Origin of the sequence: Mesorhizobium opportunistum WSM2075 (assembly GCF_000176035.2) — a bacterium.
In the GTDB taxonomy this organism is placed as follows: domain Bacteria; phylum Pseudomonadota; class Alphaproteobacteria; order Rhizobiales; family Rhizobiaceae; genus Mesorhizobium; species Mesorhizobium opportunistum.
Genome location: NC_015675.1, coordinates 491,299 through 514,214 on the forward strand (window position 1 = coordinate 491,299; position 22,916 = coordinate 514,214).

Consider the following 22,916-nt stretch of genomic DNA (forward strand, 5'->3'; position numbering starts at 1 on the left):
GAAAAAATCTGGCCGAGCCAGTTTTTAAGGCAAGATCCGCTTCGGGTCAATTCTCCGACAAATCGGCGGCGCGTCGCGAAAACAGCACCGACAGCGGACTGTCCGGGCGTGCCGCCGAACGCTCGGCCGTGAGCGCCCTGGCAAGCGCGGCGTCACCAGCTCGCAAGGCGGCTTCGATCAGCGTCAGGTCGATGACGTCGCGCTGTGCGTGGCTGCCGCCGAAACGATGCGCGATCGCCCGGATCGGCCTGATCAAACGTATAGCCTCGGTATAGTTGCCCTCGCCGAATGCCTTGATCGCCCGCGTCAGCGGATGGCCGACATCGCGGGTGAAAGCCGCATTGTCGTCGCTGCCATGCATGGCCTCGCGCTGCGCATCGAGCAAGCCAAGGGCTGCCGCGTCGAGACCGGCTCCGACAGAAGCCATCATCGCGTGTGCGTCGTTGAAGGCATAGTTGCCGGCGCCGACCTTGGGCCAGTTGGCGGCGAGCGCGGCCCAGCGATCGCCGACATCGACGCCGCCGAGATAAAGCCGCCACAGGATCGCCGACGCATCGACCATGTTCAGCGCCATTGCCGACGGCGTGCCGTAGATCGGCCCGTCATAGAGCGCCAGCACCTCGTCGGTCTCGCCGAGATCGTAGTGAAACAGCGCCAGGTGCCACCAATTGTGCACCTGCAGGAAGCTTTCCCGCGTCCACGCCTCGGGATCGGCGCGCATCCAGGCAATGCCGTCCCTTTGCCGGCTTTGCATTTCCATGACATGGGCAACCGCGTGCTGCGCCCAGCCGTCGCGCGGCTCGATCTCGACCGCCGCGCGGCCGAGCCTTTCGGCCCTGCCATAGTCGCCCATCTCCTCCAGCCCGAACGCCTGCATGCCGAGGACGGCATGGTAGCCGGGCATGCCGCTTTGCCACGATGGCAGGGCGCGGGCGATGCGGTCGCGCAGCATGCGGGCATTGCCGGTGAAGAAGTCGACCTGGTGACCGACCTGCAATGCCACGGCGTCGAGCGGGAAGTCGATGGCGATGTCCTCGAGAATGCCGGCGGCATCATGCCAGCGCCCGTTGGCGAGGTGGCCGAGGGCCAGGACATGCGCCTGCTCGCGTGTTGTCGCGGCAAGCGGCAGTGCCGCCTCGTGGCAGGCCCTGGCCACCGCCGTCGCCTCCTGCTCGGTGGCAAGGCCAAACAGATAGCCCTTGAAGACATGGGCCATGACGAAACCGGGATTTTCCGCGATAGCGCGGTCGACCGAGGCTACGGGATCGCCGATGAAGCACTGCAATTCGCGCACCGCCTGGCTGTAAGGCGTGAGCCCGGCTTCCGTAGCGCCCGAAAATGCCAGGCCAAATCCATCCCTGATCGCCATGCGAAATCCCTCGATCGGACCGTCATGGGGACGCTGCCCCTCGGTCCAAAGCGATCTTAACGCATGGGCCACGGGCGCGCCAACCGCATGTCGCGCAGGTCCGTTCCAGTAGTTTTTGCAGTTCATCAACCATGCGGTGCAGATTAGGCTTTGTAAAATCGAACGAATTGTGTCTTCATTGCGGCGCGGCGGCGGGCTTGAAATCGCGATCTGAGAGGGGACGCGATGCGGCATAGTGAAATACAGCTTCCGAACTGTCGTTCGGAGTGCCCCAGCGAATCGGTTGCTTTGTTGCAGCAAGGGCCGAAACGAACCAACCCACGGCTTATTAGCTTTCTTGCAACTACAGCACTGACGTTGCTGCCCAATTCCGCGGCCTTCGCGGCATGCATGCTGGGCCCAACCGCGGGGAATACCGTCTACACCTGCGATAGCGGCGATTCGGGCGGAAGCCTCACCGATACCGATGGCAACAACACGCTGAACTTCCCCGCCGGTGGAACCGGGCAGATATCGGGCAATGTCACCTTCGGCATCGGTACGGACCGCATCAACATGCAGTCCGGCACCATCACCGGCACGGTCGACCAGGGCGACGGCACGGATTTCTTCACCATTGGCGCCGGCACTGTCGCCGGCAATGTGCAGCAGGGCGCCGGCATCGACGACTTCAACATGAGCGACGGCCTGATCGGCTCGCTCAACCAGGGCGACGGGCTGGACACGTTCACCATGACCGGTGGGCGCATCGTCGATTTCTTCGACGACGGCGATCGTGCCGTGATGACCGGCGGGCGCATCGGCCGTGTCAACATGAAGCTCGACCAGAACTATTTCAACATGTCAGGCGGCATCATCGACCGCAACCTTGTCACCGGTTTCGACAAGGACACCATCATCCTGTCGGGCGGCATAATCGGCGGCAACATCAGTGTCAGCGGCGGCGCCGACAGCGTGACGGTTACCGGCGGCACGGTCGGCGGCGATGTGCTGATGAGTGTTGGTTCCGACAATTTCGTGTGGAACGGCGGCGGCATCATCTATGGTTCCGTCGATCTGGGCGGCGACAACGATACCGCCAAGCTCAGCAACCTCACCAATGGCAATCTCGGCGACACCAAGGCGATCACGGCCGGTGCAGGCACCGACACGCTCACCTTCGACAACGTCAAGCTGGAGGGGATCGCCAGGGTCCAGAACTGGGAGACGATCAACGCCACCAACGACACCCAATTGATGTTGGACGGCAATCTCGTGCTCGGCGACAGCGGCACGGGCACCGGATCGCTCAATGTCGATCAGGCAAGCACGCTCTATGGCGGCGGCTTCAACTCGGCGATCCAAGCCTTCACATCCGGCCAGTTGGCCAATGTCGTCAATGCCGGCCGTATCGACCTGACCAACGGCACAACCGGCGCCACCGACCAGCTGACGATATCAGGCAACTATACCGGACTCGGCGGGCTGCTGCTCATCCAGACCGAACTTGGCGATGACACGTCCGCTTCCGACAGGCTGATCCTGTCGGGAGGAACGGCGTCCGGCTCGACCGGCATCGGGGTGATCAATGTCGGCGGCGCAGGCGCCGAGACCACCGCGGACGGCATCATGGTCGTCCAGGCGATCAACGGTGCCACATCCAGCGCCAGTGCCTTTGCCCTCGACGCGCCGGTCGCGGCAGGCGCCTTCGAATATTATCTGTTCAAGGGCGGCGTCAGCGCCGGTAGCGGGGAAAACTGGTATCTGCGCTCGACGCTGATAACGCCGACATCGCCGGCGGCGGCGCCGTCTGCGCTGGAACCCGCGCCAAATCTCCAACCCGAACCGCCCGCGGCCGAGCCTCCACCGCCACCGCCGTCGAATCTGCCACCGGTGCCTGTGCCGACCGAGGGCGACATCAACAACCCGCCGGTCGACCCGACGCCGCCGGTGCAGGCCGCTGACCCGAAACCCGAGTCGCCGCCGCCACCACCACCGGCACCGCCCGCGGATCCACCGCCGCCCCCCCCTGTTGTGCCTACCGTCGTGCCTGACCTGCCAACCCCGGCACCGGGTGAGCAGATCCTGCTCTATCGCATCGAGGTGCCGGTCTATTCGGCCTTGCCGCCGGTGGCCGAACATCTGGCGATGACGACACTCGGCACCTTCCACGAGCGGCGCGGCGAACAGAGCCTGCTGTCGGATACGGAGATGTCGCCCGCCTGGGGCCGCATTTTCGGCCAGGACGCCAAGATGGGCTGGTCGGGAACGGTGTCGCCCTCCTTCGACGGCACGCTGTTCGGGCTTCAGGCAGGCTTCGACGTGTTCGGACGCGAGACCGCTTCAGGTGGAATCCATCGCGCCGGCCTGTTCGTCGCCTATGGCAGCATGAAGGGCGACGTGAGCGGCCAGGCGCTGGGACAAAACGATCTGTCGGTCGGCAAGCTCGACGTCAACGGCACCAGTGTCGGTGGTTACTGGACCCGCATCGGCCAGGGCGGCTGGTACCTCGACGGCGTCCTGATGGCCACGTTCTTCGGTGGCGACGCGACGTCGTCGCGCGGCGTCGGCATCGATGTCGATGGCACCGGTGTCACGGCCTCGCTGGAAGGCGGCTATCCCATAGCGCTGGGACAGGGCTGGACGCTTGAGCCGCAGGCGCAACTGGTCTGGCAGCATTTGTCGCTGGACGATACCGAGGACCGCTTCTCGTCGGTTTCGTTCGGCACCGACAGCAGCGTCACCGGCCGGCTGGGCGCGAGGCTGCAAGGCGAGACAACGATCAACGGCTTGGCCGTGCAGCCTTATCTCAAAGCCAATTTCTGGCACGATTTCGGCGGCACCGACACCGTCAGCTTCGACACCACCGATATCGCGACCGAGGGCCGATCGACCTCGTTCGAATTCGGCGGCGGCGTTGTGGCCAAGGTGAACGACAAGGTCAGCATCTTCGCTACCGGCGACTACACCACCAATCTCGGCGGCGACAAGCGCCGCATCCTCGAGGGCAATCTCGGCTTCAGCGTCAAATGGTAACGCCTGTGACCCGGCAGCACCGCGCGTCCCTTCGGGGCTCGCGGTGCCGCGACTCCTTGAACTTACCTTGCCTCAATTGCCCGAGCGCATCGCCACCGTGGCGATGCCGGCGCCGACCAGCAGCGTGCCGCCGGTGCGGTTGAAGATGCGGATCGCCTTGGGATTGCGCACGACATTGCGGGCGCGCGCCGCGACCAGCGCATAACCAAAGGCGTTGGCGAAGGCGAGCGCCAGGAAGGTCGTCTCGAAGACCAGCATCTGCGTCCAGAAATTGGCATGCCGGTCGAGGAACTGCGGCAGGAAGGCGACGAAGAAGGTGATGCTTTTCGGGTTGAGAGCGGTGACCAGCCAGGTATGCGCCATCATCTTGGCCGCCGACACTGCATCGGTGCGCGGCTCGGCCCTTAGCGCGCCGCCGGCGCGGAACAGCTTTACGCCGAGATAGATCAGATAGCCGGCGCCGATCAGCTTCAGGACGGTGAAGATGGTCGCCGAGGCCGCAAGCAGGGCGCCAATGCCCAGCATCGACAGTGTCATGGCGGTGAAATCGCCGAGCGCCACGCCGACCGCCATCGGCAAGGCGGTGCGCCAGCCCTGGCCTAGCGCATAGGACACCACCAGCAGGATCGTCGGACCCGGAATGATGAGGAGGATGCTCGACGCGGCGGCGAAAGCGGCCCAGTTTTCGAAGGACATGCTTGTCTCCCTAGGGTTAAAGAGAAGGATAAATCCTGAGCCCTGGGAGAATGTAAAGAGGCCTGATTTTTGTTTTACGCAAATCGCTCTCTTGGGAATTGCCACGCTGTCAGTGCGCCGGCGGCAGTTCGTCGTCGGTTCGCGCCGCTCAGCGCGCTCACGATATCGGCCAGGAGACACCCGGCCGAGGTGATTTTATTGAGGAGCCTCCCGGTTGGCGTTCATTGCGGACAGCCGAACGGCGTCAGGGGAACGCGCAAACGCAGGCGACACAAGGCGTTCACGCTTTATCAACCATGAATGACGAAAATGCCCGCTATCCGGCCGGACCGTGCTTCCCGCCGACAGCGTAGGGTTTGGGTACATGCGTGAGTTGCCGCAAGGTCCGACGCCGCCACGAAACGGCGGCGCAGTCGATATCGATCTTCATCTTTCCCGCCGCGCCGTCCTGACCGGGGCAGGCGCGCTGGCGCTGCTCAGCGCCGCCGGCTGCTCGACTTCCGGGGACGGCGGTATGCCGGTGCTCCAACTCGACAATACGGTCACCGGCTCGGTGCCGCCGATGCGGCCTGCGATCAGCGTCGACAAGAACATCACCGGCGCCGATGTCATGTACGCCGCCTTGACCGACAACGGCTTCAACGTGCCTGAAGTGCCGTACCTGAAGGTCAAGCCGGAATTCCGCCGCCAGATCGTCGTCGACACCACAGGCGAGGCGCCCGGCACCATCGTCGTACATCTCAAGGAGCGCATGCTCTACCTCGTCCAGCCGGGAGGCGATGCCATCCGCTACGGCGTCGGCATCGGCAAGGACGGCTTCCGCTGGTCCGGCCGCGCAAACATCCAGTATGGCAGGGAATGGCCGACCTGGACGCCGCCGCCCGAGATGATCCAGCGCAAGCCGGAACTGGTGAAATGGCAGGGCGGCCAGCCCGGCGGCCTGACCAATCCGCTCGGGGCGCGTGCGCTCTACATCTACCAGGACGGCAAGGACACCGGCTATCGCATCCACGGCTCGCCCGAATGGTGGAGCATCGGCCAGGCGATGTCGTCTGGCTGCGTGCGCCTGATCAACCAGGACATCATCGACCTCTACAGCCGCGTTTCGAAGAAAAACCCGGTCGTCGTCATGTGATCGTGGCCGCCGCTTGCGGCCGTCCTATTTTTGAGCGGGACCTTCTCCGAAACCGGTCCGCTTTTCGGTTACGCGGTCCTTCGGTTCGGGGCCCTGCCCCGGACTCTCCCGTTGCGCGATGCGGAAAGACAGGCCAAGGTGCCTTGAAAATCATCGCTTCGGGAGACGCCAGGAATGACCGGAACTTTTGTCATCGCGCAGGGTGGCGGCCCGACCGCCGTCATCAACCAAACGGTGGTCGGTGCGACGCTGGAGATCCGCAAGCGGCATCCGGGCGCCAAGGTGCTGGGCTCCATCCACGGCGTGCGCGGCATTCGTGATGGCAACTATGTCGACCTCTCGGCCATTCCCGAAGACCGCCTGCGGCTGATCGCCGGAACGCCAAGCGCTGCACTGGGCTCGACGCGCGACAAGCCGGATGCCGCCTATTGCGAAATCATCCTCAACGGCCTGAAGAAGGCCGGCGCCGACGCCTTCATCTATATTGGCGGCAACGACACATCGGGGACGCAGCAAATCCTGACCGATGCGGCCGGCGGCAGCATCGCTTTCGTCCATGCGCCGAAAACCATCGACAATGACCTCGAGGAAAACGACCACACGCCGGGGTTCATCTCGGCCGCCGAGTTCGTCGCCGGCGCCTTCCTGTCCGTCGATCTGGATTTCCGCGCGCTGCCCGGCATCTATGTCGGCATCGTCATGGGCCGGCATGCAGGCTTCCTGACCGCGGCCGCCGCCGCCTGGCAGCTCGATCCCGGTAGCGGCCCGCATCTGGTCTACGTGCCGGAACGGCCATTCTCGGCCGCCGGCTTCATCGATGACGTGCGCGCCACGCTAGACCGCCACAAACGCTGCATCGTCGCCGTGTCGGAAGGCGTCAGCACCGCCGACGGCAAGGCGCTGGTCGAAAGCCTGGTGCCGCCGAACAAGCTCGAGCGTGACGCGCATGGCAACGTCAAGCTGTCGGGCAGCGACCTGCCGGCGGCGCTCGAGCGGGCTCTGGCCGAAGGCCTGCCGGGCAAGCGCGCCCGGGTCGATGCACTCGGCTACATGCCGCGCGGCTATGTCGGCGCCATCAGCGCCGTCGACGCGCAAGAGGCCTTCGATGCCGGCGCCTTCGCCGTCTCCGTCGCCGAACAAGGCGGCGGCTCGGTGGCGCTGCAGTATGACGGCGCTAAAACGGTGCTGAAGAAGGTGCCGCTGAAGAACGTCGCCGGCAAGACCCGCCACATGCCCGACAATTTCATGCAGCCCGACGTCAACCAGCTGTCCGAGGCCGGTATGGCCTACCTCAAGCGGCTGGTGCCGGAAAAGTACAAGGTCGGGAAGCCGTTCGTCTGATGGAATGGTTCAGCAGGAGCATCGTCGACGACAGGACGACGATGCTGACCGAGCCGTTCGTGCATGACTATGTGCGCGCCAACATCTGGCACCTGCATGGGCGCGATGCCGACCTGTTAGTCGACACCGGCATGGGCATCCGTCCGCTGGCGCCGGAGATCGAAACGCCCCGTGGAAAGCCGCTGCTGGTCGTCGCCACCCATATCCATCTCGACCATGTCGGCTCGCTGCACGAATTTCCATGGCGAGCGGGACCCAGGATGAGTGCGGCGCAATTCGAAAGCATGGATGAGGCGGCGACCTACGCTTACATGTTCCACGATCTCGAAGGCGCCGTTTCGAAACTGCCCGAGCCGGGCTGGAAAACCGCCGACTACAAGATCCCGTCGGCGCCGCTGACGCGGACCCTCGACGAAGGCGACGTGATCGATCTCGGCGACCGGCAATTCCGAGTGTTGCACCTGCCCGGGCATTCGCCGGATTCGATCGCGCTGTTCGACGAGGCCGACGGCCTGTTCTTCAGCGGCGACGCCATCTACGACGACACGCTGATCGACAGCCTGCCGGATTCCGACCGCGCCGCCTATATCGGCACCATGCGGCGCCTGCTCGACCTGCCGATCCGCATCGGCCATGGCGGCCACGGCCCAAGCTTCGACGGCGAGCGCATGCGTGCGATTGCAACGGCCTATCTGCGCTCGCATGCCGGTCTGTGAGCGCTCGCTGAATTAAATCTTCGTAAGGTCGGTCAAAAACCCTAAATCGGACCGATCCGCGCCCTAGATAGTTGGTTGTCGATCCGGCCGGACGCCATGTACGGCGAGACAGGCACTCCCGGTCCTCGACGCGCCGAGGGGCGCTGCCCAGGCACGCTCGCGGCGCCGGATCAACTCTCGCCCGGACAGAACGACCATGTCACCTCTAGGCATCCTTCGAAGACATCGCGTCGCCGCCCTGCTGGGCGCCGCGCTGATTATCTCCCCTGTTGTCGTTTCATTCGCCCAGAACACGAACGGCATCGCCAAGATCGTCGCGACCACCCAGACCCCGGTACCCGGAATATCGGCGCCGAACGGTTCGTTCGCGCCGGTCGTGGCCGCGACCAAACCGGCCGTCGTGACGGTAACGACGGTCATGAAGGCACAACCGGAAGCCATGAACGAGGCGTCGCCCTTCCAGGACAATTCCCCGTTCGACGACTATTTCCGGCAGTTCTTCGGCGACCAGGGCATGCCCATGCCCAGGACCCCGCCACAACAGCAGGCGCCGCGAACCGAGGCCCTGGGCTCCGGCTTCATCGTCGGTGCCGACGGCACCATCGTCACCAACAACCATGTCGTCGACGGCGCCTCCTCGATCAAGGTGACGCTCGACGACGGCACGGAGCTCCCGGCCAAGGTCGTCGGCAGCGATGCCAAGAACGATCTCGCCGTGCTCAAGATCAAGGCCAGCAAGCCCTTGCCGACGGTCAAATGGGGCGATTCCGACAGGTTGATGACCGGCGACCAGGTGCTGGCGATCGGCAATCCGTTCGGCATCGGCACCACGGTTAGCGCGGGCATCGTCTCGGCGCGCGGCCGCGACCTGCACAGCGGGCCGTTCGACGACTTCATCCAGATCGACGCGCCGATCAACCATGGCAATTCCGGCGGTCCGCTGGTGGATGTGAACGGCAATGTCATCGGCATCAACACGGCGATCTATTCGCCCAATGGCGGCAGCGTCGGCGTCGGCTTCGCCATTCCCTCCGACCAGGCCCAGAAGGTGGTCGCCAAGCTGGAGAAGGGCGGCTCCATCCAGTACGGCTATCTCGGCGTCGATATCCAGCCGGTGACGCCGGACGTTGCCAGCGCCATGGGGCTCGATCATCCCGGCGGCGCGCTGGTTTCCCAGGTCAATGACGGCTCCCCGGCGGCCCTTGCCGGCGTCGAAACCGGCGACGTTATCACCGGCTTCGCCGGGCAGGACGTGAAGGATCCCAAGGATCTGTCGCGGGCCGTCGCTGACGTCGCCCCTGGCACCAGGGAAACGCTCGACGTCTGGCGCAAGGGCAAGGCCATGAAGATCTCAGTCGATGTCGGACGCAACAGCGACGATGCGAAGACGGCATCGACCGGCGGCTCCGGCGCGCCGGGCGCCGAGCAGGGCTCCGGTGCGCCAGCGCTCGGCCTCGGCCTGATGGACATCACGCCCGACATTCGCCAGCAGATGAACCTCGCCGACAACGAGCGCGGCGCGGTGGTTGCGCGCGTCAATCCCGACAAGGCAGCGGCCGCTGCCGGCATCCAGCCGGGCGACATCATCGTCGCCGTCAACCAGGTTCCGGTGAAGAGCGCCAAACAGGTGACCCAGGCGGTTGCCCAGGCAGGCAAATCAGGGCGCAAGTCGGTGCTGTTGCTGGTCGAACGCGGCGGCAGCCAGATCTATGTCGCCGTGCCGTTCGCCAATGGCTGAGACGTGATGCTGGCCTGAATAACGGCGTGGCGGCTTGTCGACGACGAGCCGCCATGCATTCCAGCCTTGCGGCCACCGCCAGCTACAGTTTGCGCAACGCCACTTCCTCGACCAGGTGGTCGGCGCCCTTGCGCAGGATGAGGTCGGCGCGGGCACGCGTCGGCAGGATGTTCTCGCGCAAATTCTTCAGGTTGATGTTGGTCCACAGGCCTTCGGCGATGGCCCGCGCCGAATCCTCCGAGAGCTGGGAATAGCGGTGGAAGAAGGAGTCCGGATTGCGGAAAGCGGTCTCGCGCAGCCGCATGAAGCGAGAAATATACCACTCGTGGATCAGCTTCTCGTCGGCGTCGATGTAGATGGCGAAGTCGAAGAAGTCCGACAGGAAGGGCACGATCTTGCCGTCCTGCGGCAGCTTGCCCGGCTGCAGCACGTTGATGCCTTCGAAGATCAGGATATCCGGCCGGTCGATGGTGACGAACTCGCCGGGAATGACGTCATAGGTCAGGTGCGAATAAACAGGCGCACGGACATCGGGCAGCGCCGACTTGATGCCGGAGAGGAAGCGCAGCAGCGCGCCGACATCGTAGCTGTCGGGGAAGCCCTTGCGTTCCATCAGGTTTTCGCGGCGCAGCACCTCGTTGGGCAGCAGAAAACCGTCGGTGGTGATGAGGTCGACCTTGGGGCTCGACGGCCAGCGGGCCAGAAGCTCCTTCAGCACGCGCGCCGTGGTCGATTTGCCGACCGCGACGGAGCCGGCAATGCCGATGATGAACGGCGTCTTGACGATATCGACGGCGTTGAAGAAAGCCTGGCGCTGCCGGAACAGAAGCTGGCTCGCCTCGACATGGGCGGACAGCAGCCGCGACAGCGACAGATAGATGCGCGAGACCTCCGCGAGGTCGACCGGGTCGTTCAGCGAACGCAGGCGGCGGAACTCGTCCTCGCTCAGCGTCAGCGGCGTGTCGGCGCGGAATTGCGACCATTGCTCGGCGGAGAAGAAACGAAACGGGGAATATTTCTCGGTTGGCGCGAGCTGATCCATCGAGATACCTGCCCTTCCTCGCGATCAGCCCTTGGGCCGTGACGCCTTCTCGGCGATGCCCGAACGCCCGGTGCGGCTTTCGAGCTCCTTGAGCACGTCGCTCAACGGAACACCCGAGAGGCCGAGAACGACGAGCCAATGATATATAAGATCGGCACTTTCGGAAACGAGGCCCTGCTTGTCGCCCTTGACGGCGGCAATCACCGTCTCGACCGCCTCTTCGCCGAGCTTCTGCGCCGCCTTGTCGATGCCGCGGGCGAACAGTTTCGCCGTCCACGAGTCGGGGTCACCGGAATGGGCGCGCTCGTGGACGATTTTTTCCAGATCGGACAGCGAAAATTCAGCCATGGCGCCTGAGGCCCCTTTTCTTAGCCGGAAAGCCTCTAGAGCATTTCACCGTTTCACGGAAACGGCGAACCGCTCTATCTCTTTGTTTTTACGCAATTCCGAATTGCTCTAGGACCGATCGCCCGAGGAGTCCAGCCGCATCGGCAGCCCGGCCGCGGCCATGTGCGCCTTGGCCTGGGCTATGGTGTAGGTGCCGAAATGGAAGATGGACGCCGCCAGCACGGCGCCGGCATGGCCGTCGCGGATGCCTTCGACCATGTGATCGAGCGTGCCGACGCCGCCCGAAGCGATAACCGGCGCGCGCACCGCGTCGGCGACCGCGCGGGTGAGCGCGATGTCGTAGCCGGCCTTGGTGCCGTCGCGGTCCATCGAGGTCAAAAGGATCTCGCCGGCGCCGCGATCGACCATTTTACGGGCGAATTCGACCGCGTCGATGCCGGTCTTCTCGCGCCCGCCATGGGTGAAGATCTCCCAGCGGTCGGCTTCGCCGTCGCCCGACACTTTCTTGGCGTCGATGGCGACGACGATGCATTGATTGCCGAACTTGTCGGCGGCCTCGGCGACGAAATCCGGGTTCGTCACCGCTGCCGTGTTGATCGACACCTTGTCGGCACCGGCCAGCAGCAATTTCCGGATGTCGGCGACCTGGCGCACGCCGCCGCCGACGGTCAACGGCATGAAGCATTGCTCGGCGGTGCGGGCGACGACGTCGAAAATGGTCTCGCGATTGTCCGACGAAGCGGTGATGTCGAGAAAACAAAGCTCGTCGGCGCCGGCCGCGTCATAGGCCTTGGCCGCCTCGACCGGATCGCCGGCATCGATGAGATCGACGAAGTTGACGCCCTTGACGACACGGCCGTTCTTGACGTCGAGGCAAGGGATGACGCGGGCTTTCAGCATCAGCGGCCCTCTATCGTGGCGATAAGATCGTTGAGCAGCTGGCCGACCAGCGGCGGCACGTCGGCCTGGGCGTCGAAGGCCGGATCGTAAGCGGAAACGGTGATGCCGACGACCGGCACGGCAAGCGCGATGGCGCAAGCCGCGTCGCGCAATTGTTCCGGGTCCGGCCCGCCGGGGGTAACGTAGCGGTTGGCCTGCAGCTCCTCGGGATCGTGCACGTCGAGATCGAGATGCATGTGCACGCGTTCGGCGCCGGCAGCCTTCAGCTTTGCCGTCGCTTGTGCCACGCCGGGGCATTCCGTGCGGATGATCGGCAGCGTCTCGACAAGTTTTTCCTCGTCCGGATCGAGATCGCGCGCGTTGACGAGCACGCAGCGCGAGGGATCGATCGGCTTGAAGCCCGGAATGGCGCCCGCCATCGGACGCCAGCAAAGGCCGAGCACCGTCGCCAGCGCCATGCCGTCGAGAAAGCCGTATGTGGATGTCTCGGGCGTGTTGAGATCGCCATGCTGGTCTGCCCAGATGATCGCATCGGCACCCTCGCCTGCGACCGCACCGGCTGATGTCAGGCAATTTCCGGCCAGCACAATGGGGAACCGGCCCCTGTCGATGGCAATGCGAACCTCGCCTGAGACGGCATTGCAGACGGCAAAGCCGGTGGCGATCTCGCGTTCCTGGGCATCGCCGACCCTGCCGATATCCTCCACGGTCACGTCGTGGCCGGCCATGGTCAGGGCGTCGACGAGGCCGCCTGCGATCAGCGCATCGGGGCCCTGGCCCATGCCGCCATGATAATGGCCGCTGTCATAGGAGGCCAGGATGATGGTGAGCTTCACGACCGCGCCTCCATTGCCGGCTTGCCCCGCAGGATCGCCAGCGCCTCGGTCGGATCGATGCGGCCGTCATAGAGCGCGCGGCCCGAAATGGCGCCTTCCAGTTTTTGCGCGTCCGGCATGGTCATGCGTACGATGTCGGCGATCGAGGCGAGGCCACCCGAAGCGATGACCGGGATCGAAACCGCCTCGGCGAGGTCGATGGTGGCGTCCCAGTTGATGCCGGTCAGCACGCCGTCGCGGTCGATGTCGGTGTAGATGATGGCGGCGACGCCGGCGCCTTCGAATTTCCTGGCCAGCTCGATGACGCCGAGGCTCGACGCCTCGGCCCAGCCTTCGACGGCGACCTTGCCGCCCTTGGCGTCGATGCCGACGGCGACCTTGCCCGGGAAAGCCTTGCAGGCCTGCCTGACCAGATCGGGATCGCGCACGGCCACCGTGCCAAGGATGACGCGGGCGAGGCCGCGGGCGAGCCAATCCTCGATCTGCTCCAGTGTGCGGATGCCGCCGCCAAGCTGTACCGGGTTCTTCGTCGCCTTGAGAATGGCGCCGACGGCGGCACTATTCACGCTCTGGCCCTTGAAGGCGCCGTTGAGGTCGACGACGTGCAGCCACTCGAAGCCTTGTTCCTCGAAGGCTCGCGCCTGTGCGGCCGGATCATCGTTGTAGATGGTCGCGGTGGCCATATCGCCGTGCTTCAGGCGCACGCATTTGCCGTCCTTGAGGTCGATGGCAGGAAAAAGGATCATCTAGGCGCCTCGACGATGACGAAATGACCTGATGAGGCGGCAAGTTTGCTCATGCTCGTCAGGGCCTCCAACGCAGGAAGTTGGTGATCAGCGCCAGGCCGAGCGCCTGGCTCTTCTCGGGATGGAACTGCGTGCCGGCGAGATTGTCGCGGGCGACGGCGGCCGTCACCGGACCGCCGTAGTCGGCGACCGCCAGGACCTCGTCCGCCTTGCGCGCATCGAGATGGTAGGAATGGACGAAATAGGCGTGCAACCCTTCTGGCCCGGTGGGAATGCCTGAAAACAGCGGGTGCTGTCGCCTCAGCTCGATGGTGTTCCAGCCGATCTGCGGGATCTTCAGCGCCGGATCGGCCGGCGTGATCTCCTTGACGTCGCCGGCAATCCAGCCAAAGCCGTTGGTGACGGTCTTTTCGAGACCGCGCTGCGACATCAGCTGCATGCCGACGCAGATGCCGAGGAAAGGTCGGCCCCTGGCAATGGCGACGTCCTCGACCGCTTCCCACATGCCCTCGACGGCGCGCAAACCGGCCGCGCAGTCGGCATAGGCGCCGACGCCCGGCAGGACGATGCGGTCGGCGGTGCGCACCCGCTCGGCATCGGCCGTCAGATCGATTTCCGCGGATATGCCGGTTTCGCGCGCGGCGCGCTCGAATGCCTTGGTGGCTGAGCGCAGATTGCCCGAACCATAATCGATAATTGCTACCCGCATGTCAGCGCCGTCCCGGAATGTGGGTCAGTCCCAGCGCCATGCCCGGCTGCGCCGGGCGCGCCAAGGCGGCATCCGGAACCATGCGCGGTGCAGCTACGGCTTCGTCCGCATGCGCCTCGGCTTCCAGCGCATAGCGGACGTCGGCATCATCCAGCCAGCCGGCCTGGACCACGCCCCATTCATGCCAGCCGCGGCGGCGGAGCGCAGCGATGCGCAGCCCCTGCCCTTCCAGGCCGACATAGAGCGAGACGAGCAGCGACAGCAGTGAACCGGCAAGGCCAAGGCCGAGCTTCTCACCAAGCATCGAAAGCAGGCCCATGACGACGAAGGTCAGCGCCGCCTCGATCCACAGCCGATGCCAGGCGAACCATAGTGGCGGCACCAGCAGGCCAAGCCAGGTGAAGCCGTCACGGACAAAGACCGTTGCGCCGGCTCTCTCGCTGCGGCCGGGTGGTTCCATCACGACATAGCTGGCCATGACGCTATCCCTTCAAAGATCCCTTGGTGGAGGGAACCGCGTCCGGCTGGCGCGGATCGCGTTCCAGTGCGGCGCGCAGCGCGCGCGCCACCGCCTTGAAGCAGGTCTCGGCGATATGATGGTTGTTGGCGCCATAGTGGTTGATGACATGCAGCGTGATGCCGGCGTTCTGCGCCAGCGCCTGGAAGAATTCACGCACCAGTTCGGTGTCGAAGGTGCCGATCTTCGGCGACGAGAAGGAAACGTTCCAGACCAGGAAGGGACGGCCGGAGACGTCGATCGCCGCGCGCGTCAGCGTCTCGTCCATGGCAAGGTCGATCGAGGCATAGCGCATGATGCCGCGCCGCTCACCCAGCGCCTTGGTCAAGGCTTGGCCAAGCGCGATGCCGGTATCCTCGACGGTGTGGTGGTCGTCGATGTGCAGATCGCCCTTGGCCTTGACCGTCATGTCGATCAGCGAATGGCGAGAAAGCTGGTCCAGCATATGGTCGAAGAAGCCGACGCCGGTGGCGATATCGGATTTTCCCGAACCGTCGACATGGACCGACACCGAGATGTCGGTTTCCCTGGTCTTGCGGTTGGCTTCGGCGGAACGGGGCGCCATTGCTGTATCCTTGTCCCATTGGTTCACATGGTGACCGGTTCACGGGCCTCAAGCGCTCGCGGGCTTGAAAACGAAAGCCTTCTATCAGCATGATCCGGCGATTGCCAGTTGCGATCCCCGCCGCTATCCAGCCGTTTGCAATCATTGGTCCCATGCATACATATGGCCGATAAAATCACTCGTACCGCGCCAATCGCCTTTTGGGATCGCGCGAATCGGAGCTAAAAATGTCTGATAATCTGACCATGCACGCCACGACCATCGTGACGGTGCGCAAGGGCAACAAGGTAGTGATCGCCGGCGACGGCCAGGTCAGCCTTGGCCAGACCATCATGAAGGGCAATGCCCGCAAAGTCCGCCGCATCGGCAAGGGCGGCAATGTGATTGCGGGTTTCGCCGGCGCCACCGCCGACGCCTTCACCCTGCTGGAGCGGCTGGAAGCCAAGCTCGAACAATATCCCGACCAGCTGACGCGCGCCTGCGTCGAGCTTGCCAAGGACTGGCGCACCGACCGCTATCTGCGCCGGCTGGAGGCCATGATGCTGGTTGCCGACAAGTCGGTCTCGCTGGCACTGACCGGCACCGGCGACGTGCTCGAACCCGAACATGGCGTCATGGCCATTGGTTCGGGCGGCAATTATGCACTGGCCGCCGCACGCGCGCTGATGGACACCGACAAGGATGCCGAGGAGATCGCCCGCAAGGCGATGCAGATCGCATCCGATATCTGCGTCTACACCAACAACAATTTCGTCGTCGAAACGCTCGATGCCGGCTGAATCAGGCGTGCTCTATGATTTTCGGCCGGTGACGGAGAAAGATCTGCCGATGATCGCCGGCTGGCTCGCCGAGCCGCATGTCGCGCAATGGTGGGACGATCCGGAGACCGAAATCGCCGAGATCCGCGAGCACATCGACAGTATTTCCGTCGAGCCGCTGATCGTCGAACTCGACGGCATTCCGATCGCCTATCTGCAGAGCTACGACCCGCATCTGGAAGACGATCATCCCTATGCCGACCAGCCGTTCGGCACGCTCGGCATCGACGTGTCGATCGGCCGGCCGGAACTGGTCGGCCTCGGCCATGGCTCGGCGATCGTGCGCCAGTTCGTCGAGCAATTGTTCGAGGAAGGTGTGCCGCGCGTCATCATCGACCCCGATCCGGCCAATCTCAGGGCCATCCGGGCCTATGAAAGAGCCGGATTCCGGGCCATTGATCGCAGGCAATCGGTCTATGGCGACGCCGTGCTGATGGCGATCGATGCCGACGATGAACAAGAGGGGGAATAACCAAATGAGCACACCCGGCGTTAACGAGCGCTATTCGGCCTATGAAGACAGCTGGCGCATGGGTCTTCTGCTCGTCCTTGGGCTGCTCATCTTCCAGGCCGGAGCCCTCTACGGAATGGGCCATCCGCCGATATGCACGTGTGGCTACGTCAAGCTCTGGCATGGCGTGGTGAACAGTTCGGAGAACTCCCAGCATATCTCGGACTGGTACACCTTCTCGCACATCATCCACGGCTTCCTGTTCTATGCGCTGGCCCAGTTCCTGTTCCCGCGTTCGCCGATCGGCCTGAAGCTGGCTTTCGCCGTCTTCATCGAGGGCGGCTGGGAGCTGCTCGAGAACAGCCCGTTCATCATCGAGCGGTACCGCGCGGGCACCATCTCGCTCGACTATTATGGCGACAGCATCATCAATTCGGTGTCCGACACACTGGCCATGGTGCTGGGATTTGTGATGGCGCGAAAGCTACCTATATGGGTGATCGTCAGCCTCGCCGTCCTCTTCGAACTGGGCACCGGCTATCTCATCCGGGACAATCTGACACTCAACGTGATCATGCTGCTGCATCCGTTCGAGGCCATCAAGCAGTGGCAAAGTGGAATTTAGTGATATGAGCACCTTCTCACCCCGCGAAATCGTTTCGGAACTCGACCGCTTCATCATCGGCCAGAAGGATGCCAAGCGCGCCGTGGCCATCGCCTTGCGCAACCGCTGGCGCCGCCAGCAGCTGGAAGGCCAGATGCGCGAAGAGGTGATGCCGAAGAACATCCTGATGATCGGGCCGACCGGTGTCGGCAAGACCGAGATCTCGCGCCGCCTGGCGCGGCTGGCCGGGGCGCCTTTCGTCAAGGTCGAGGCCACCAAGTTCACCGAAGTCGGCTATGTCGGCCGCGATGTCGAGCAGATCATCCGCGATCTGGTCGAGATCGCCATCGGCCTGGTGCGCGAGAAGATGCGCGAGGACGTCAAGGCGCGCGCCCATGTCAACGCCGAGGAACGCGTGCTGGAAGCGCTGGTCGGCAAGACGGCAAGCCCGGCCACGCGCGACAGTTTCCGCAAGAAGCTGCGCGACGGCGAACTCGACGACAAGGAGATCGAGATCGAGGTGGCCGATACCGGCACTGGCGGCATGCCCGGTTTCGAGATCCCCGGCATGCCGGGCGCCAATATCGGCGTGCTCAACATCAACGACATGCTGTCGAAGGCGATGGGCGGCAAGAAGACCAAATTGCGCAAGACGACGGTGAAGGAATCCTACGACCTCCTGGTCAACGACGAGTCCGACAAGCTGCTCGACCAGGACGAGGTGGTGCGCCGGGCGCTCGATGCCGCGGAAAATGACGGCATCGTCTTTCTCGACGAGATCGACAAGATCGCGGCGAGATCCGACATTTCCGGCGGGCCTTCGCGCGAAGGCGTGCAGCGGGACCTGCTGCCGCTGGTCGAAGGCACCACGGTGGCGACCAAATACGGGCCGTTGAAGACGGATCACATCCTGTTCATCGCTTCCGGCGCGTTCCACGTCTCGAAGCCGTCCGACCTTTTGCCGGAGCTGCAGGGCCGCCTGCCGATCCGCGTCGAACTGCGCGCGCTGGAAAAGGAGGATTTCGTCCGCATCCTGACCGAGACGGAAGCGAGCCTGATCAAGCAGTATATCGCGCTGATGAAGACCGAGGGCGTCGAGCTGACCTTCACCGACGATGCCATCGATTCACTCGCCGGCATCGCCGTCGACCTCAATGCCAGCGTCGAGAATATCGGCGCCCGGCGGTTGCAGACGGTGATGGAGCGGGTGCTGGACGAGATTTCCTACGACGCGCCCGACCGCAACGGCACATCGGTGACCATCGACGCTGCCTATGTCGAAAAGCATGTCGGCGATCTCTCGCGAAACACGGATTTGTCGCGATTCATCCTTTAAAAGGCGGCGCCGGTTCATCCGGCGCCGGTTCAGGCAACACGTCCCGGCAAAAGCATCATGTGTGGCCAGATGGTACCATCTGGCCACCTTTCGTCTTGCCGTGTGCAGGGGCGCTCTCGACTCGACCAAGAGCTTTACCTAGTTTGCGCGGCATTCTCGATCTCTTGGTTTGACGCAATTCCGGACGGGAAACCGTTTCACACTTTCCTGGAATTGCCTGGGCAGCGGCGGCGCATGAAAAAACTCATCCTGGTCCTTCTCGGCCTGACGCTGGCGGCGACGCTGTTCGGCGCGCAGGCGGCGACATTGGTGCCGCCGGGAAACCGCAATGCCGAGCAGCCGGACATTCCGGGCGCCTCGAGCCGGCGCACGCAGGCGACCAACACCACCTTCCAGGCGAAATACCGCAAGGTCTACGCTTTGCTGCAGAATGACGCCGACCTGCGCGCCAAGATCAAGAAGGCGGCTTCCGCCTACGGCATCGATCCGATGCACATCGTCGGTGCCATCGTCGGCGAGCACACCTACAATGTCGATGCCTACGACCGGCTGCAGACCTACTACGTCAAGGCGATCTCCTACCTCTCCAGCAAGCTGTCCTTCGCCTATGACGGCGAGGACATCACCGATTTCGTGCAGCGGCCGGAATTCAGGAAATGCGCCGGAATGTCGGACAGCTACGATTTGTGGGAATGCCGCGAGCAGGTGTGGAACCGCTCCTTTCGCGGCAAGACCGTTGGCGGGACAAGCTTCCCCAACGACCGTTTCGGCGCCACCTTCTTCCAGCCCTACTATGCCGGCCAGACTTTCGGGCTCGGCCAGTTGAACCCGCTGACAGCCCTGCAGATGAGCGATCTCGTGCACAAGGTGTCCGGACTGCCGGAGCTCGACGTCGCCGACCCCAATGCTGTCTACAAGACCATCATGGATCCAGACCTGACATTGCCCTACGTGGCGGCGACGATCCGCAAATCGATCGACGCCTACAAGAGCATCGCCGGCTTCGACATTTCGGGCAATCCGGGACTAACCGCCACGCTCTACAATGTCGGCAATCCGGAGCAGCGCGCCTATGCGCTGAGGGCCGAAAACGACAAGCGCCGCGCCGCCGGCGAACCGGCGAAACTGCCGGAAGAGAATTATTACGGCTGGCTGGTCAACGACAAATTGTCGGAGCTGAAGGCGCTGTTTTAGGGCGGCCCCCTACCTCCCCCTTGTGGGGAGGTAGGGGTGGGGGTCTGGCGCGCACCCCCACCCCGCTGCTTCGCAGCGACCCTCCCCACAAGGGGGAGGGTGGGCCAGCCTCTCTACGCCGCCAGCAACGACTTCAGCTTGACGTCCTGCGATCCCAGCGCTTCCGGCGCGGGCTTTGCCCGCTTGCCGATCAGCATTTCGGCCAGCCTGATGTCGCGGGCGACCGCATTGCCGGGGCCGATGCCGCTCGCCGCCACCAGCCTGCCGTCCTCCGCCAAATGGAACAGGATGAAGGCGCTGTCGCCGAGATCGCGGCGCACCGTGCTCCGGCCTTCGTCCGAGAGCCCGGCGATCTGCAGCGACAGGCCATACTGATCCGACCAGAACCATGGCACCGCCGCATGAGCCTCGCCGGCGCCCAGCATGTTTCTGGCCGCCAGCGCGCCCTGTTCCTGGGCGTTGCGCCAGGCTTCCAGCCGCACGCGACGGCCGCCATAGACGGCGAGCGGGAACGAACAGCAGTCGCCGGCGGCAAAGATGTCGGCATCGCTGCTGCGCAGTTGCTCGTCCACTGCAATGCCGTTTTCGATCGCCAGGCCGGCTTCGGCGGCCAGCGCGGTCACCGGCATGGCACCGATGCCGATGATGGCGAGATCGGCCGATACCTGATGTCCGCCGGCAAGGGCGATGCGAACTTGCCTGCCGTCGTCCGCAATCGACGCAATGCCGTCGCCGCAGAGTATGTCGACGCCTTCGGCACTGTGCGCCTGATGGATGATTTCGGCGATCTCGGCCGGCACGCCGCGCATCAGGATGCGCGGCTGCGCCTCGATGACGGTGACCGAGGCGCCGAGCTTGCGAGCCGCGGCGGCGAGTTCCAGGCCGATGAAGCCGCCGCCGATGACGGCGATGCGGTTGCCGGCGCTGAGATGGGCGCGGATGGCCAGCGCATCGGCGAAGGTTCTGAGATAGACGCAGCGCGCGCCAAGGCCGGGCATCGGCAGCTTGCGCGGGATCGAGCCGGTGGCCAGCAGAAGCTTGTCGTAGGGCAGCACCGAGCCATCCGACAGGCGCACCGCATGTGCCGCGCGATCGATCCCCACGGCCTGGACGGAATGGATATGGCGGATCGACTTTTCAGCCAGCATCTCGTCGCTGGCGATCGCCTTGATTTCCGGCGCGTCGCTGGCCATCGCGTCCTTGGACAAAGGCGGCCTTTCATAGGGCAGATGCGGTTCGTCGCCGACCAGCGTCACCGGCCCGTCATAGCCGAGATCGCGCAGCGCGAGCGCTGCCCGCCCGCCGCATTCGCCGGCGCCGATGATGATCATGCCGCGCGCCATATCCATCACCCGATCTGAACCAGGACTTTGCCGGCGTCGACCTTGACCGGATAGGTTTTCAAGTTGACGCAGACCGGCGCGCCCCTGGCCGCACCCGTCTTGTAGTTGAAGCGGCCATTGTGCTTGGGGCATTCGATGATGTCGTCCATCACCAGCCCGTCGGCGAGATGCACCTTCTCATGCGAGCAGAGCCCGTCGGTGGCGAAGTACTCGTCATCCGGCGAGCGATAGATGGCGAAGGTGCGGCCGCCATGATCGAAGCGCATCACGTCCTCTTCGTCGATATCGCCGGCGGCGCAGGCCTCGACCCAGTGGCTCATTTGTTCCTCCGCAAAAATCGCATTGTCATTCCGCCGCGGCGGCGACGGCGTCGCTGTGGAATTCCTCGCGATAGGGCCTGGCGGTCGGCGGCAGTTCGCGCTTGAGGAAATAATCCTCATTGCGCAGCTGGCGCAGGAAGACCGGTATCATCTCGCGGTAGCCGGCCAGGATCGACGGCGTCGGCGCCGGCAAATCGTGCTTGATCAGCGCATGCAGCTTCGGCAGCGCATGGTAGGGCACCATCGGGAACATGTGATGCTCCACGTGATAGTTCATGTTCCAGTAGATGAAGCGGCTGATCGGGTTCATGTAGACGGTGCGGCTGTTCAGCCTATGGTCGGTGACATTGTCGGCCAGGCCGCCATGCTGCAGCAGGCCGACCATGACATGGTGCCAGGCGCCATAGAGCCTGGGCAGGCCGACCAGCATCAAGGGCAGGAACGAGCCGGAATAGAGCGCCAGCGCGATGGTCGCGGCATAGATGGCGGTCCAGATGCGGGCAATGCGGATCGCCTTGCCCTGTTCCTGCTCCGGAATGAAGGTCTTTTCGGCGGCGCTGATGTTGCCGGCGGCGTTGCGCAGCATGTCTGACATCGCATGCCAGGCATCGAGCACGCCGACAAAGCCGAGAATGGCGCGCACCAGGTCCGGCGGCCGCATGACGGAGATTTCCGGGTCGCGGCCGACGATGATGGTGTCGGTGTGGTGGCGCGTGTGGCTCCAGCGCCAGGTCACCGGATTGCGCATGATCATGAAGCAGGCGATCTGGTAGACGATGTCGTTCATCCACTGCGTGCGGAAGGCCGTGCCATGGCCGCATTCGTGCCAGCGTGAATCGGTCGAAGAGCCGTAGAGCACGCCATAGACGAAGAAGAACGGCAAGCACCACCAGCTGCCCCAGAACCAGGCGCCGCCGGCGCCGCTGACGACGAGCGCTGCAATCCAGATCGCGGTATCGCGGATCGCCGGACCGTCGGAGCGCTGCATCAGCTCCTTCATCTGCTTGCGCGGAATGTCGGTGTGATACCACTCGGCCGCCGACAGGCCGTTCTCCACGGCGAGCTTGGCGTCGCGGCCGATCAGGCTGTAGTCACGCCGGGACGGCGCTATGGTCATGGTTGCCTCCCTCGGCAGGGCATTGGCCAGGCGAATGCCGAACATTCCAATCTTCGAGCC

At 64.2% G+C, this 22,916-nt stretch carries 23 protein-coding genes; 10 read left to right on the plus strand and 13 right to left on the minus strand.

The genetic code is table 11. The annotated features are described in order from the left end of the window. Positions 1–46 precede the first annotated feature (46 nt). Positions 47–1,369, minus strand: a complete 1,323-nt coding sequence (locus MESOP_RS02225; protein WP_013891689.1) for a tetratricopeptide repeat protein — start codon at positions 1,367–1,369, stop codon at positions 47–49. 225 nt (positions 1,370–1,594) lie between these two features. Between MESOP_RS02225 and MESOP_RS02230 the strand changes: the two genes are divergently transcribed. Beyond that, positions 1,595–4,384: an autotransporter family protein gene (locus MESOP_RS02230; protein WP_013891690.1), complete on the plus strand. Its 2,790-nt coding sequence runs from the start codon at positions 1,595–1,597 to the stop codon at positions 4,382–4,384. Positions 4,385–4,456: 72 nt separating this feature from the next. On the opposite strand, the gene MESOP_RS02235 is transcribed toward MESOP_RS02230, so the two are convergent. Next, a complete protein-coding gene (locus MESOP_RS02235) occupies positions 4,457–5,080 on the minus strand; it encodes a LysE family translocator (protein WP_013891691.1) in 624 nt (207 codons plus the stop codon). 364 nt (positions 5,081–5,444) lie between these two features. On the opposite strand from MESOP_RS02235, the gene MESOP_RS02240 reads away from it, so the two are divergent. The 4 genes from MESOP_RS02240 (at position 5,445) to MESOP_RS02255 (ending at position 10,010) form a co-directional block, all read left to right on the plus strand. Then, a complete protein-coding gene (locus tag MESOP_RS02240) occupies positions 5,445–6,215 on the plus strand; it encodes a L,D-transpeptidase (protein WP_013891692.1) in 771 nt (256 codons plus the stop codon). A 174-nt stretch (positions 6,216–6,389) separates the two neighbouring features. Beyond that, positions 6,390–7,556 carry a diphosphate--fructose-6-phosphate 1-phosphotransferase gene (locus MESOP_RS02245; RefSeq protein ID WP_013891693.1) on the plus strand — a complete coding sequence of 389 codons (1,167 nt, stop codon included), beginning with the start codon at positions 6,390–6,392 and terminating at the stop codon, positions 7,554–7,556. Then, entirely contained in the window at positions 7,556–8,272 is a 717-nt protein-coding gene (locus MESOP_RS02250; protein WP_013891694.1) for an MBL fold metallo-hydrolase, read from the plus strand. The genes MESOP_RS02245 and MESOP_RS02250 overlap by 1 nt, the downstream gene beginning before the upstream one ends. 196 nt (positions 8,273–8,468) lie before the next feature. Continuing rightward, positions 8,469–10,010: a DegQ family serine endoprotease gene (locus MESOP_RS02255; RefSeq protein ID WP_013891695.1), complete on the plus strand. Its 1,542-nt coding sequence runs from the start codon at positions 8,469–8,471 to the stop codon at positions 10,008–10,010. 82 nt (positions 10,011–10,092) lie between these two features. Here MESOP_RS02255 and coaA read toward each other — a convergent pair whose 3' ends face one another. The 8 genes from coaA to hisB all read right to left on the minus strand — a co-directional run bounded on the left by coaA (position 10,093) and on the right by hisB (position 15,673). Next, positions 10,093–11,052: a type I pantothenate kinase gene (coaA, locus tag MESOP_RS02260; protein ID WP_013891696.1), complete on the minus strand. Its 960-nt coding sequence runs from the start codon at positions 11,050–11,052 to the stop codon at positions 10,093–10,095. 24 nt (positions 11,053–11,076) lie between these two features. Further along, a complete protein-coding gene (locus tag MESOP_RS02265; protein WP_013891697.1) occupies positions 11,077–11,400 on the minus strand; it encodes a phosphoribosyl-ATP diphosphatase in 324 nt (107 codons plus the stop codon). Between the two features lie 108 nt (positions 11,401–11,508). Further along, on the minus strand, positions 11,509–12,300 hold the full coding sequence (gene hisF / locus MESOP_RS02270) for an imidazole glycerol phosphate synthase subunit HisF (protein WP_013891698.1): 792 nt from the start codon (positions 12,298–12,300) through the stop codon (positions 11,509–11,511). Continuing rightward, complete coding sequence (locus tag MESOP_RS02275; protein ID WP_013891699.1) at positions 12,300–13,136, minus strand: arginase family protein; 837 nt, start codon at positions 13,134–13,136, stop codon at positions 12,300–12,302. The genes hisF and MESOP_RS02275 overlap by 1 nt, the downstream gene beginning before the upstream one ends. Further along, a complete protein-coding gene (gene hisA / locus MESOP_RS02280; protein ID WP_013891700.1) occupies positions 13,133–13,882 on the minus strand; it encodes a 1-(5-phosphoribosyl)-5-[(5-phosphoribosylamino)methylideneamino]imidazole-4-carboxamide isomerase in 750 nt (249 codons plus the stop codon). Before hisA ends, MESOP_RS02275 begins: the two co-directional genes overlap by 4 nt. A 58-nt stretch (positions 13,883–13,940) precedes the next feature. Beyond that, positions 13,941–14,591 carry an imidazole glycerol phosphate synthase subunit HisH gene (hisH, locus tag MESOP_RS02285; RefSeq protein WP_013891701.1) on the minus strand — a complete coding sequence of 217 codons (651 nt, stop codon included), beginning with the start codon at positions 14,589–14,591 and terminating at the stop codon, positions 13,941–13,943. 1 nt (position 14,592) lies between these two features. Then, on the minus strand, positions 14,593–15,069 hold the full coding sequence (locus MESOP_RS02290) for a DUF2628 domain-containing protein (protein ID WP_013891702.1): 477 nt from the start codon (positions 15,067–15,069) through the stop codon (positions 14,593–14,595). 4 nt (positions 15,070–15,073) lie between these two features. After that, positions 15,074–15,673, minus strand: coding sequence for an imidazoleglycerol-phosphate dehydratase HisB (gene hisB / locus MESOP_RS02295; RefSeq protein WP_013891703.1), 600 nt, complete (start codon positions 15,671–15,673; stop codon positions 15,074–15,076). Positions 15,674–15,900: 227 nt separating this feature from the next. Here hisB and hslV point away from each other — a divergent pair, with 227 nt between their 5' ends. From hslV to MESOP_RS02320, 5 genes are all read left to right on the plus strand, one after another. After that, positions 15,901–16,452, plus strand: coding sequence for an ATP-dependent protease subunit HslV (gene hslV, locus MESOP_RS02300; protein ID WP_013891704.1), 552 nt, complete (start codon positions 15,901–15,903; stop codon positions 16,450–16,452). After that, positions 16,442–16,963: a GNAT family N-acetyltransferase gene (locus MESOP_RS02305; RefSeq protein ID WP_013891705.1), complete on the plus strand. Its 522-nt coding sequence runs from the start codon at positions 16,442–16,444 to the stop codon at positions 16,961–16,963. The genes hslV and MESOP_RS02305 overlap by 11 nt, the downstream gene beginning before the upstream one ends. A 4-nt stretch (positions 16,964–16,967) precedes the next feature. Beyond that, complete coding sequence (locus MESOP_RS02310; protein WP_013891706.1) at positions 16,968–17,567, plus strand: DUF2585 domain-containing protein; 600 nt, start codon at positions 16,968–16,970, stop codon at positions 17,565–17,567. Positions 17,568–17,571: 4 nt separating this feature from the next. Then, positions 17,572–18,882, plus strand: coding sequence for an ATP-dependent protease ATPase subunit HslU (hslU, locus tag MESOP_RS02315; RefSeq protein WP_013891707.1), 1,311 nt, complete (start codon positions 17,572–17,574; stop codon positions 18,880–18,882). Between the two features lie 234 nt (positions 18,883–19,116). Next, positions 19,117–20,076: a DUF1402 family protein gene (locus MESOP_RS02320; RefSeq protein WP_013891708.1), complete on the plus strand. Its 960-nt coding sequence runs from the start codon at positions 19,117–19,119 to the stop codon at positions 20,074–20,076. A 113-nt stretch (positions 20,077–20,189) separates the two neighbouring features. Here the strand turns inward: MESOP_RS02320 and MESOP_RS02325 are convergent, their stop codons facing one another. From MESOP_RS02325 to MESOP_RS02335, 3 genes are read right to left on the minus strand one after another with little or no spacing between them, the layout of a single operon-like run. Continuing rightward, a complete protein-coding gene (locus tag MESOP_RS02325; RefSeq protein WP_013891709.1) occupies positions 20,190–21,425 on the minus strand; it encodes an NAD(P)/FAD-dependent oxidoreductase in 1,236 nt (411 codons plus the stop codon). After that, on the minus strand, positions 21,425–21,739 hold the full coding sequence (locus MESOP_RS02330; RefSeq protein ID WP_013891710.1) for a Rieske (2Fe-2S) protein: 315 nt from the start codon (positions 21,737–21,739) through the stop codon (positions 21,425–21,427). The genes MESOP_RS02325 and MESOP_RS02330 overlap by 1 nt, the downstream gene beginning before the upstream one ends. A 25-nt stretch (positions 21,740–21,764) precedes the next feature. Continuing rightward, positions 21,765–22,856 carry a fatty acid desaturase family protein gene (locus MESOP_RS02335; protein WP_013891711.1) on the minus strand — a complete coding sequence of 364 codons (1,092 nt, stop codon included), beginning with the start codon at positions 22,854–22,856 and terminating at the stop codon, positions 21,765–21,767. Between the last annotated feature and the right edge of the window lie 60 nt (positions 22,857–22,916).